This is a genomic window from Gimesia maris, from assembly GCF_008298035.1.
Lineage (GTDB): Bacteria > Planctomycetota > Planctomycetia > Planctomycetales > Planctomycetaceae > Gimesia > Gimesia maris.
Map to the genome: position 1 here is coordinate 1101829 of NZ_CP042910.1, position 12115 is coordinate 1113943.

General features: G+C 50.8%; 9 protein-coding genes. 6 read left to right on the plus strand and 3 right to left on the minus strand.

Annotation, left to right across the window (positions count from 1 at the left end):
• Positions 1–8 precede the first annotated feature (8 nt).
• A complete protein-coding gene (locus GmarT_RS04150; RefSeq protein ID WP_002644177.1) occupies positions 9–332 on the minus strand; it encodes an antibiotic biosynthesis monooxygenase family protein in 324 nt (107 codons plus the stop codon).
• A 170-nt stretch (positions 333–502) separates the two neighbouring features.
• On the opposite strand from GmarT_RS04150, the gene GmarT_RS29370 reads away from it, so the two are divergent.
• Together GmarT_RS29370 and GmarT_RS04155 are read left to right on the plus strand one after the other, a co-directional pair.
• Positions 503–658, plus strand: a complete 156-nt coding sequence (locus GmarT_RS29370; protein ID WP_002644176.1) for a hypothetical protein — start codon at positions 503–505, stop codon at positions 656–658.
• Between the two features lie 187 nt (positions 659–845).
• Entirely contained in the window at positions 846–1076 is a 231-nt protein-coding gene (locus tag GmarT_RS04155; RefSeq protein WP_002644175.1) for a hypothetical protein, read from the plus strand.
• A 107-nt stretch (positions 1077–1183) separates the two neighbouring features.
• Here the strand turns inward: GmarT_RS04155 and GmarT_RS04160 are convergent, their stop codons facing one another.
• Entirely contained in the window at positions 1184–2404 is a 1221-nt protein-coding gene (locus GmarT_RS04160) for a hypothetical protein (RefSeq protein WP_044236329.1), read from the minus strand.
• Between the two features lie 598 nt (positions 2405–3002).
• On the opposite strand from GmarT_RS04160, the gene GmarT_RS04165 reads away from it, so the two are divergent.
• The 4 genes from GmarT_RS04165 (at position 3003) to GmarT_RS04180 (ending at position 10951) form a co-directional block, all read left to right on the plus strand.
• A complete protein-coding gene (locus GmarT_RS04165) occupies positions 3003–3992 on the plus strand; it encodes a LysR family transcriptional regulator (protein ID WP_002644173.1) in 990 nt (329 codons plus the stop codon).
• Between the two features lie 261 nt (positions 3993–4253).
• Positions 4254–8867 (plus strand): glutamate synthase large subunit, encoded by a 4614-nt coding sequence (gene gltB, locus GmarT_RS04170; protein ID WP_002644172.1) that lies wholly within the window; start codon positions 4254–4256, stop codon positions 8865–8867.
• Positions 8868–8981: 114 nt separating this feature from the next.
• On the plus strand, positions 8982–10490 hold the full coding sequence (locus GmarT_RS04175; protein ID WP_002644171.1) for a glutamate synthase subunit beta: 1509 nt from the start codon (positions 8982–8984) through the stop codon (positions 10488–10490).
• 71 nt (positions 10491–10561) lie between these two features.
• The gene (locus GmarT_RS04180) at positions 10562–10951 is read left to right on the plus strand and encodes a hypothetical protein (RefSeq protein ID WP_002644170.1); all 390 of its coding nucleotides are present in this window, start codon (positions 10562–10564) and stop codon (positions 10949–10951) included.
• Positions 10952–11011: 60 nt separating this feature from the next.
• On the opposite strand, the gene GmarT_RS04185 is transcribed toward GmarT_RS04180, so the two are convergent.
• A complete protein-coding gene (locus GmarT_RS04185; RefSeq protein ID WP_002644169.1) occupies positions 11012–12043 on the minus strand; it encodes an STAS-like domain-containing protein in 1032 nt (343 codons plus the stop codon).
• Positions 12044–12115 lie beyond the last annotated feature (72 nt).

The following is a 12115-nucleotide window of genomic DNA, read 5'->3' on the forward strand; positions in this document are numbered from 1 at the left end:
GTGACACATCACGGCCTGTCAAAAGAGTAACCTGACTCGATCCGGGCGATTTCAATAGAGTAGTTCTGGTACCATTGGATTTTTCCAAGTTCTTGTGCTGACTGATGTTCCGGGTTTTGTTTCCAGGCAGTGATGGCATTCAGATCCTCCCAATAGGAAATAGTCACCCCCTTCCCGTCCGGTGAACGAAAAGACTCTATTCCCAAATAGCCGGGCTGTTGCGCTGCCAGTTCCAGCATGCGGTCTGACATGGCGTCGTACCCCTCTTGAGAGTCGGAGAGAGTCGAAGTAAAAATGACTGCATAACAGGGCGTTTTTCGAGGCAAATTCATAACAGGTTCGTGCTATCCAGTACCCGGCGACAGGGGAGTTATTTCGTCCGAAAACAGGGATTTAGAGGGCGGGCAGGCAATTTCAGCCTTGCTACATAATCTGCTTTCATAAATAATTTATCCTGTGATCAATTCAGTTTCGATGTTTTTTTAAAGAGGAGGCAGTGCAAGTGACGGGTTATACGGTCCACACAGGTTCAACCGAAGATTTCTCTAACGGCTGGGACCGCATTTTTGGTGAGAAAACCGTCAAAAAAGAGAAGAAACAAAAGAAAGCCAAAAAGAAAACCGCCGCTAAGAAAGAATCGAAAAAGAAGAAAAAATAGTCGTTCTTTTTCCGACAGAGTCAGTTGAAAATGGATCCGGAAGGCGAAATTCAGAAATGGATGTTCTGCAGTCTCGCCTGGTAATTTTTTGCACAGGGCCGTGCTAATGCTTTAAGCCCGGAAGGCCGATAAATAAATTCGTGCTTTTCCTGCTTATTGTAGTCAAACACAGGACATGGAGGTAACGATGTCAGAAGAAAACAACCAGGAAGAATATGAGGAGATCACCAGCGAAGAAGTCGACCGTGTCGTCGCCAGGCTGGAAGCACTGATCGAATCAACCGATAGCGAAAACATTCGCTCTTATCTGGAAGAAGCGATGAACGAGATTTACTATCTCGTATATGAGGAAGGCGAAGAAGAGTTGGATTCCGAAGTGGAAGCCTGTGGCGAAGACGATCTGTCTGAAGCTGCCTGATCCTTCCCTGAAAGACAATTGATTGCTGCGCAAACCAGCAAAACTTAAGGCCACTTCCCCGTTCACGAGAAGTGGCCTTTTTCGTTTTTCCAGCAGGGGCTCAATCTTTATTTATCAAGCTCTACTGTAATAGATCGCTTTTTAGCGTCGACCTTGGCAGGTTTACCAAACTTGATTTTTTTGGCGAACGCCTCGACATCAGCCACGGGGGAAATCTTGAAGATGGTCGTTTCCCCTTCTGCCATGGGGACGATGTTGACCTGATCGGAATCGTCAACGGACAACAGGATCTGTTCAATAATCGGATCCTGTTCTGTGCTGGTCAGCTTCTGTTCAATCACAATGGTGACGATCTCATTCGGGTCAGCAGGCTTGTTTTCCCCCAGCGTAGGACTGGCAGGACCACCCATCATCGGCTGTCCCAACTGCATCATCAGCATTGGCGCAAACATCGCTACCGGTGCAATAATTGGTGACAGGGTGTTATTGAATTCTTCTTCCGATTTGGCGCTTTCCAGTTTGGCCAGGGTTTCATTCACCTGTTTGAGGCCGGCCAGGGTCTGTTCTTTCTGGGCCGTCACTTTTTCCGGTGTCAGCTCTGCCAGTTGCTTGCGGACATCGTCCATTTTGGTTTGCCAGTTGTCTGCCAGGTTTTTGGGAATCCATTTTCCCTCTACTTTAACCATCTGTTCTTCTTTAGGCTCTTCACCCGGTGCTTCAATTTTGATGGTCGCAGTATCACCTTCAGAAGTGACAACGGTAACTTTCGTCTGTTTCAGTTTCTCTGAAAAACTGGCTTCCTCGTCTTTTTGTGGTATCAGATCGGATATCGCGACGAGGTTCTTTGCCAGCTGATTCCCGGTTGTTGACAGGAATTTGCCGCCATCAAAACTTTTCAGTTTATCGAGGCTGGAGAGGTCACTGTTGACCAGGGCGGAAATGATATTCGTGGTCGGATCCCAGAACTCACTTACTTTTTCCGGGGGCACAGGCAAGTTCTGAAGCATCTGGTTTTTGAGGATGTATTCTTTTTTCTCTTTCAGGATTTTCGCCAGTCGCTGTCCAGTTTCGAACGTACCGTTGTACATTTCCGGATCCATTTTTGATGCGAAGTCGTGGGCAATGCTGTTCACATCCTGCTGATAGCTGGCGGGCAGGAAATTCCAGACGGCTTCCATTTCCTGATTGTTCACACCATTCAGCATGGCCAGAATGGACTCATCCGGTCCTAAGTTCTGCGCCGTTTCAGCGGGTTTTCCACATCCGGAGAGCAGGGGAAGCGTGCCGACTATAAAGAGAAGGGCAAAAAGCGGGATCAGTTTCTTCATGAGGTTTCCTTTAAGTGAGAGAAAATAGGGATGTGAAAGCATGTGCCGCTGCAATTCATTACAAATGATCATATCTCTGCACGACGGAGATGAGTAGGTTTGCAGGTCGCTTTGTCGTTTCAGATTCATAAATTCGCTGACGAGATGAGCGTCGATTGCGGCTCGGGGTTGATTTCAGCAGGCGCAGTGTTTTCAACAGACGTCTACTATAGAACATAGATCAAAATAAGCGGTGAGTCTGTATTTCTTGCTACTATAAGCAAATTGAATAGAACCAACGCGAGATATAAGTGTCAGGATGAAACTATTTCGAATTTCGCGTGTTAAATTCAAAGTGACGGGAGCTGTTGGCCAGACTGCTGCTCTTGGCCTGAGTGAATCCGTTTTCGAGGTCCGTTCAGAGGTCGGTTCGTAAGTGTAAATATGGAAATGCCTTGTGAATAACGCAATAATCCTAAGTTAAAGGGCTGTCTTTTTTGAAAAGTCGTGCGCTTGACTTCATGACTCTTTGAACCCTACACTGTGCCGTATTCGAAAATTAAATACTGCAGACCGGCTATTATTAGTATTCCTTATAAATAGGACAGGTTTCACTTCCATGCATCTGCGTAATGCTGAACTTTTCTGTGATGTCGTCGTGCAAGGCAGCTTCTCCAAAGCTGCTGAGGTTCGTCGTGTATCCCAGTCGGCAGCCAGCCAGGCGGTGCATGCCTTAGAAAAGCGTCTGGGGGCCCAGTTAATCGATCGTTCCAAGCGACCTTTTGAACTGACTCCCGCCGGTGCTATTTATTTTGATGGATGTCAGCAGTTGCTGAAGTCATTCGAACAGGTCGAAGAGCAGGTCCGCCGGGCCGTCGGTCAGACTCGCAGTCGCGTGCGGATCGCGGCCATCTATTCGGTCGGACTGGCTCAGATGCATGATTATGTCGAGCATTTTCAGCAATTGTACCCGGATGTGATGGTGACCCTTGATTATCTGCACCCGGATGAAGTCTATCAGCGAATCTGCGAGAATCAGGCGGATCTGGGGCTGGTTTCCTTCCCCAAGGAAGAAAAAGATCTGACGAGGATCCTCTGGCAGGAACAGCCGATGGTACTGGTCGTTCATCCCGGTCATCCGTTAGCGGAACGCGAGAGCTGTCCGGTTGATGCCCTCGAAGATGAACCTTTTGTGGCGTTCACATCAGAATTAGTCGTTCGACAAAAGATCGATCGCTGGCTGAGAAAAGCCGGCGTCCACGTACAGTTGATCCATGAATTTGATAATATTGAGAATATGAAACGGGCCGTCGAAGCCGGGGCTGGTATTTCTGTCCTGCCTTTACCGACCGTCGCAAAAGAAGTTCATAATCAGTCGCTGAAAGTGGTACGTCTGGAAGAAGTCGAATGGTTCCGCCCGATCGGGATCATTCAGAGAAAACAGAAAACGACGCCTGATGTGGTGTCGAAATTCATAGAAGTCTTGCATGAAGACCCCGCGAATTTCTCCAGCGCTCGCAGAGAATCGACCGAGGTATCAGCATCCGGGAGTGAAAAACCTCCCAGCATGGATGCATTTTCGTTCGGTCCTTTGATAGCGCGTGAATAAGCAGGTTGATGATCTGCGTTTTTCCTGTTGGGATGGATCCACCCGGTTCGAGTCAGGAGAGGACTCTCCCTGAAGATGACTCAAACAGATTGATGGTTGATCTTTGACAGAAAACTTTCCGGTCTCATACCGGTAACAAACGGGTATCCGTCTCTCCAGGGCGCGGTGCCATGAAAAAAAAGAGTGCGACGTCTGTTCGCAATAACAGGATGCCTGGTAGGCATTGATTTTGTTAAACATTAGTTTGAATGGTGAAGTAAGATGACAAGTCGAACCGTTCGGCGTGGAACTGATTCCGAGAACAAAGCACGAAGCTCCATTTTTCAGGTGGGGCAACTTCCGGAAGCGCACGGGCTCTACGATCCGGAATTCGAGCATGACAGTTGTGGTGTCGGGTTTGTCGCCCACATTAAAGGCGAACGTTCGCACCAGATCGTGCTGGACGCCGATGAAATGCTGCGTCATATGACTCACCGTGGCGCCTGTGGTTGCGAAGAAAATACCGGCGATGGTGCCGGGATTCTGATTTCCATGCCGCACGACTTCCTGTCGCGCGTCGTCAAAGAAGACCTGAACCTGACGCTGCCTGCTCAAGGAAACTATGGTCTGGGGAATGTCTTCCTGCCTACCGATGTTGCCCAGCGGGAGCATTGCAAAAAGGCGGTTGAGGAAATTGCTCACCAGCAGGGCCTGGTCGTGCAAGGCTGGCGACTGCTGCCGGTCAGTCCCGATGTCGCCGACATCGGTCCTTCCGCACTGCGGGCTCTGCCGCACATGGAGCAGGTCATTATTTCGACCTCCAACGGAAAAGTCGCTGACCAGGATCACCTGGAACGCCAGCTTTACATCATTCTGAAAGCCTCCAGTCGACTGCTGCGGGAAGGCAGCAATCTTCCTCAGGGGCTGATGTTCTACTTCTGCTCACTCTCAAGTAAGGTGCTCGTCTATAAAGGGATGTTGACCCCCGATCAGGTCATGCCCTTCTATCCCGACCTGCAGGCTGATGATTTTACAAGTCACCTGGCCATGGTTCACTCCCGCTTCTCCACGAACACGTTCCCCAGTTGGGATCGCGCCCAGCCCTGTCGTTTCATGGCTCATAACGGCGAGATTAACACACTGCGGGGAAATGCGAACTGGATGTATGCCCGGCAGGGAATGATGTCCAGTGACCTGTTCGGGGATGACTTGAAAAAGCTGTTCCCGATCATCGAGCCTCACTGTTCCGATTCCGGGAACTTTGATAATGCACTCGAACTGTTGCTGATGTCCGGCCGTCCGCTGCCGGAAGTCATGATGATGATGATTCCCGAAGCCTGGCAGAATCACCATTCCATCTCCGTTGCCAAACGGGCCTTCTACGAATATCACTCTGCTCTGCAGGAACCATGGGACGGACCCGCCTCCGTTTCCTTTACCGATGGGCAATGCATCGGCGCGGTTCTGGACCGGAATGGTCTGCGACCCAGCCGTTATTACGTGACCCACGATGACCGTGTGATCATGGCCAGTGAAGTAGGCGTCCTGGAAGTCGATCCGAAAATCGTCAAGGAAAAAGGCCGTCTGCAGCCCGGGAAAATGTTCCTGGTTGACTTCGAAGAAGGCCGCCTGATCCCCGATGAAGAGATCAAGGAAAAATACGCCACCAAACGACCTTACCAGGAATGGCTGCAGGATCAGCGGATTCTCCTGAGCGACCTTCCCCTGGAAGGCCAGGTGGAAGAAATTCCCAAAAAGGAACTGCTCTCGCGCATGCAGTCCTTCGGTTTCACCTTTGAAACGCTGAAGTTTATGCTGATCCCGTTGATCAAAGCGAAAAAAGATCCGATCGGTTCGATGGGTAACGACGCCGCGCTGGCCTGCCTGAGCGATCAGTCACGACTGCTCTACGATTACTTCCACCAGCTGTTTGCGCAGGTGACGAACCCCGCGATCGATTCAATCCGCGAAGAAGTCATCATGTCCCTCGAGTGCTATATCGGCCCGGAAGGGAACCTGCTGGATTCGACTGAAGAGCAGTGTCATCGCCTGCTGATTCCGGAGCCGATCATCAGCAACGAAGAGATGGCAGCCATCAAAGCCATGGACTATCGTGGCTGGAAGAATAAAACCATCGACGTAACCTATCCCAAGGCAGAAGGGGAAGCCGGATTCCGCGCTGCCCTGGATCGCATCCGGGAAGAAGCCTCACAGGCGATTGCCGATGGTTTCAGCCTGATTACGCTTTCGGACCGCGCCGCGGGACGCGATCGAATCGGTCTGCCGACCATGGTGTCCTGTGGTGCCATTCACCATCACCTGGTGCGCAACGAACAGCGTACACAGATCGGAATCGTTCTGGAAACCGGCGAAGCCCGCGAAGTCCATCATCACTGTCTGCTGTTTGGTTACGGTGCTGACGCGATCAATCCTTACATGGCGTTCGAAGCACTCTGGCATTCCCTGGAAGCCGGCGAACTGGATGCGGCCAAGTGGACCCGCGAATCCATTGTCGCTGCCTACCGTAAAGGTGTCAGTAAAGGCATGCTGAAAGTCATGGCCAAGATGGGGATCTCAACTCTGCAGAGTTATAAAGGAGCCCAGATCTTTGAAGCCGTTGGTCTGAATAATGAGATTATTGACGCCTGCTTTGCTGGAACTGCCAGCCGCATCAAAGGGATCGGGTTCGACGTGGTTGCGAAAGAATGCGAAATGCGTCATAACATCGGTTATCCGCAGCGCGAACAGCATCGCCTGCCCGTACTGCCTAATCCCGGTGTGTACCACTGGCGTGCCAATGGAGAAAAGCATTCCTGGTCGCCTGAGAATATCGCCAATATCCAGGCTGCTGCTACAACCGGCGACAAAGAAGCCTACAAGCGATTTGCGAAAGCCGTCAACGAGCAGACGACCCGCGAGTGTCATCTGCGTGGTCTGTTGAAATTCAAAAAACGGGATTCGATTCCGCTGGAAGAGGTTGAGCCGGTCACGGAAATCGTGAAGCGGTTCTGCACGGGAGCGATGAGCTACGGCTCGATCTCTGCGGAATCACACGAAGCACTGGCGATTGCCATGAACCGCCTGGGTGGTAAGAGTAATACCGGCGAAGGGGGTGAAGATTCCGCCCGCTTCAAACCCATGGAGAATGGCGATTCCAAACGTTCTGCAATCAAGCAGATTGCTTCCGGCCGCTTTGGTGTGACCAGCTGGTATCTGACGAATGCCGACGAACTTCAGATCAAGATTTCTCAAGGTGCAAAGCCGGGAGAAGGGGGCGAACTGCCCGGGCATAAGGTCAATAAGATCATTGCCTCGGTACGTCACTCGACGCCTGGTGTGGGGCTCATCAGTCCTCCGCCGCACCATGATATTTATTCGATCGAAGACCTGTCGCAGTTGATCTACGACCTGAAGAATACCAACCCGAAAGCCCGCATCAGCGTGAAGCTGGTTTCGGAAGTCGGCGTCGGTACGATCGCTTCCGGCGTGGCCAAAGGTCACGCGGACAATATTCTGATCTCCGGTGCTTCCGGCGGAACGGGGGCTTCCCCGCTGACCAGTGTCAAGCACGCCGGTCTTCCCTGGGAACTCGGGATTTCTGAAACCCACCAGACCCTGGTGCTCAACGACCTCCGCAGCCGCGTGCGTCTGCAGACGGACGGTCAGTTGAAAACCGGTCGCGATATTGTGATCGCCAGCCTGCTGGGAGCCGAAGAATTCGGTTTCTCCACCGGCCCGCTGATCACCATGGGCTGTATCATGATGCGAAAGTGTCACCTCAATACCTGCCCGGTCGGTATTGCGACACAGAATCCGGAGCTCCGCAAGAAGTTCGCCGGTCAGCCGGAACACGTGGTGAATTACTTCTTCCTGCTCGCAGAAGAAGCCCGTGAACTGATGGCCGAACTCGGTTTCCGCACCATGGATGAAATGGTCGGCCGCAGCGATGTGCTGCAGCTGGACGAAAGTGTCGCGCACTGGAAAGCGAAGCACCTGGACCTGACTCCGATCCTGCGGCTGGCTGAAAAACCACATCCGAATGTGGGCACCTATTGTACGATGGATCAACAGCATGGTCTGGAAATCGTGCTGGACAATCTGCTCATCAGTGAAGCCCAACCTGCGATTCAAAAAGGGGAACCGGTGACGATTGACGTCAAACTCAAAAACACCGACCGAACCTTTGGCACCATGCTGAGCCACGAAGTTTCCAAAGCGCATGGTGCAGACGGCCTGCCCGATGAAACGATTCACATCAACAGTAAAGGTTCCGCCGGACAGAGTCTGGGGGCCTGGCTGGCACACGGGATTACCATCGAGCATGAAGGCGATGCCAACGACTATGTGGGCAAAGGTTTGAGCGGCGGTCGCATCATTATCTATCCGCCGGAAGATTCCACATTCGCTCCCGAGGACAACATCATCGTCGGAAACGTGAACCTCTACGGTGCCACCCAGGGTGAAGTCTATATCCGCGGCCAGGCAGCCGAACGTTTCTGTGTACGCAACTCAGGGGCTTCTGCCGTCGTCGAAGGGATTGGCGATCATGGTTGTGAATACATGACCGGTGGTCGGGCCGTCATTCTGGGAGAGACCGGCAGAAACTTTGCCGCCGGGATGTCCGGTGGAGTGGCCTATGTCTACGATCCCGAAGGACTGTTGCTGCAGAACAGTAACCTGGAAACCATAGAACTGGAGCCGGTGGAAGAAGCCGATGATATCGCAGAGCTGAAAGCGCTGATCGATAACCATCGCAAATTTACCGGTTCGACGATTGCCAAAAAGATCCTGGATCACTGGGAATCGGAGCTGGAATCATTCAAGAAAGTGATGCCCATCGATTACAAACGGGCTTTAGAGGAAATGGCGGCTGAAGAAGCCGAGGTCGTCGTTTAAACAGGCTTCGTCAGGCGTTCCTTGAACTTTCCAATCAGGTGAGAGGAATGTCTTTCCGAGTGCATTTCATCAGCGAATCACAGAGCTAACATTTATTTAGAGTGAGATAGAATTATGGGCAAGCCAACCGGCTTCATGGAATTTCCCCGAGAACTGGGTGCAGACCGTAAACCCGAATTGCGCATTCTGGACTGGAACGAATTTCACGATCATCTGACAGACGAAGAACTGGGGAACCAGGGTGCCCGCTGTATGGATTGTGGAATTCCTTTCTGCCACACCGGCAAAACGCTGGCTGGCATGGCTTCCGGCTGTCCGATCAATAATCTGATCCCGGAATGGAACGACCACATCTACCACGGTCGCTGGCAGGATGCGCTGGACAGTCTGCATAAGACCAACAACTTCCCGGAGTTCACCGGTCGCGTCTGCCCGGCTCCCTGTGAGGGTGCCTGCGTGCTGGGGATTCACGAACCGCCGGTCACGATCAAAAACATCGAGAATTCCATCATCGACCACGCCTTCGATAAAGGCTGGGTCGTTGCCAATCCACCAGAAGTTCGCACGGGTAAGAAAGTCGCTGTAGTCGGTTCCGGTCCTGCCGGCCTGGCTGCCGCCGCTCAGTTGAATACTGCAGGTCACAGTGTGACTGTCTTTGAACGCGATGACCGCATTGGTGGCCTGCTGATGTATGGCATTCCCAACATGAAGCTGGAAAAATGGATCGTGCAGCGTCGCGTCGATTTGCTGGCTGATGAAGGGGTCGAATTCATCACGAACACCTCTATCGGCGTAGACATCACAGCCGACCAGCTGATGAAAGATTTTGACGCAGTGGTACTCTGCACGGGTGCGACCAAACCCCGCGATCTGCCGATTCCCGGCCGTGAACTGAATGGTGTGCATTTCGCGATGGAGTACCTGTCGAAGAATACGAAGAGCCTGCTGGAGTCCGGTCTGGAAAGCACGCACTACCAGAATTCTCCCGTCGAAAACTTCATCAATGCTGAAGGCAAAAAAGTGGTTGTGATCGGCGGTGGTGATACCGGGAACGACTGCCTGGGCACGGCCATGCGACAGAAGTGTGCAAGCCTGATCAACCTGGAAATCGTGCCTCAACCACCGAACGAACGTGCCGCCAATAACCCCTGGCCTCAATGGCCAAAAATCTTCCGCGTCGATTACGGCCACGAAGAAGCGGCTGCCGCCTTTGGTAAAGATCCCCGTCTGTTCCAGATGTCGACCGTCGAGTTTGTCGGCGATGATGATGGTAATCTGAAAGGGATCAAGATCTGCGAAGTCGACTGGTCCAAACCAGCCGCTAACGGCGCGCCATTTTCGATCGTTGACGGTTCCGAACAGGAACTGGAATGCGACCTGGTCTTCCTGGCTCTCGGATTCTTGGGTCCCGAGCATATCATCAGCGAACAGCTGGACCTGGAACTGGATGGCCGCTCAAACTTCAAAGCCGAGCACGAGCAGTACACGACCAGCCTGGAAGGTGTCTTCGCTGCCGGCGACTGCCGACGCGGACAGAGCCTGATCGTCTGGGCGATCAACGAAGGCCGCGGCGCCGCCCGCGAATGCGACCGCTACCTGATGGGAGCAACTGAACTGCCATAAGCGGGCGGTTCAGTCGGCGTGCTTGTGAAGCTTGAGAGAACTGTCTGGTGAGACGATAAGGTGATTCCGGGATGGTGCAAGATAATATTCAACCCGACCCAGAACAGCCGGGTCGCCTTCAGCAGACAGGCATGTGGACGGAAACGAACTGTCAGGTCATCGATCTGCCGCTGACAAAAGAATCTCTGGTGCTGGTATTGCGCAGCGCCCTGGATGCAGAGCAGTCACCATATACCCATCAGGAAATCGCCTGGTGGGCCGACAATTTCCATCAGGCGCAGTTCGACTATGAGAACCCGGTTGACGAAACCGTTGCCGACGTCGCCCTCGATCTCCACCTGCAGTGGCAGATGTATCTGGATAACACCTATACCCGGGAAGAGCTGCAGAACCTGGATTTTTCAAAGGTCCGGTTACCCGCTGAGTACTTCTCTAACTGGCTGGAACAGCTTGAAGCATAACGGGGCTTGAGAATATGTAGTTAGATTGGTGATGGTCTTTAAGGCAGACGGTGAAATAAATTACTCTTTTGAGAGCGCACGTGAAATCATTTGCTGGACTTGCTTTTGTGTATTAATGGCAACTAATTCCATCTCTTTGTGTTGTAACTGAAAGACACGAAAGATTTCATCAGCGAAGGCTTGTCCAATCGTTTCGACTTCATCAAAATCAAAGATGACTTTTTTAAATTTCTCGATTCTGACTAATAGTCTTTTCGCTTGTGATCTGGAAATGAGTTGATCGTCTCCATACTGCGCCAAGTGGACTGGAACAATTGTTTTAGTGAATCCATAATCATCATTTAAAGTGAAGTTATCAAAGACACCTTTTGAAGTTCTTGATGAGTTATTTGATAAATACATAAAAACTGCGGTACCAGACTTATTTTCTTTGTGCTCGATTATCCAATCCTCCGTTTTGTCAAATTCATGTGAAAAATATGTTGAACCAGATGAAATTGCAAACCGATCGAACATTCGGGAACTAAAAAAAATGCCCTCCCCGCTATGATGATTGGGATCTGTTGTTAATTTCCCTTTAGCAAGTTCCAGAACAGAATGTCGTTCATCACTTAATCCAAGTTCGCGCTGGATTTTTTTGAAGATACCTTCACCGTCGTCAATGATCATGATATTTGTAGTTGAGGCCGTTTTTTCAATGTGAATGATTACTCTTGACCCGGAAGAATGGTCAATGGCATTATTTAACATTTCAGTGAAACCGTAGTGCCATATATCTCTGACATTGTCAGGCAATTCTTTTAAGAATTTTGAAATATCTTGTTGCCAGACCACATCTTCTTCCAGTTTATTTTCGAGGTCGTAGGAGTTGCTCCATTCAATGAGTGGATGCAAACTATATCGCCTGCTTCTCGTAGCCCCTTTTACAAGAATCGCTTTTTGTTCAACGAGTAATTTAATGTGTTTGTTGACAGCTTGTCTGGAAATTTGAAACTGACTCGCAGTAATTGCTACGATATCAGAAGAATGTTTTTCGACATTTTTTAATATAAACTGGCGAATTTCTTCACCTCTTTTACGTACTCCAACCATACTTTAATTACCTATTTGCAACCTTATTAGCATTGAATTGTGTATACAAGTGCATTTTATGCAACCTTATGT

Coding starts and splice junctions, on each gene's coding strand:
- GmarT_RS04165 (WP_002644173.1), top strand. CDS start 3,003: ATGCATCTGCGTAATGCTGAACTTTTCTGTGATGTCGTCGTGCAAGGC.
- GmarT_RS04160 (WP_044236329.1), bottom strand. CDS start 2,404: ATGAAGAAACTGATCCCGCTTTTTGCCCTTCTCTTTATAGTCGGCACG.
- GmarT_RS04150 (WP_002644177.1), bottom strand. CDS start 332: ATGAATTTGCCTCGAAAAACGCCCTGTTATGCAGTCATTTTTACTTCG.
- GmarT_RS04185 (WP_002644169.1), bottom strand. CDS start 12,043: ATGGTTGGAGTACGTAAAAGAGGTGAAGAAATTCGCCAGTTTATATTA.
- GmarT_RS04155 (WP_002644175.1), top strand. CDS start 846: ATGTCAGAAGAAAACAACCAGGAAGAATATGAGGAGATCACCAGCGAA.
- GmarT_RS04180 (WP_002644170.1), top strand. CDS start 10,562: ATGGTGCAAGATAATATTCAACCCGACCCAGAACAGCCGGGTCGCCTT.
- GmarT_RS04175 (WP_002644171.1), top strand. CDS start 8,982: ATGGGCAAGCCAACCGGCTTCATGGAATTTCCCCGAGAACTGGGTGCA.
- gltB (WP_002644172.1), top strand. CDS start 4,254: ATGACAAGTCGAACCGTTCGGCGTGGAACTGATTCCGAGAACAAAGCA.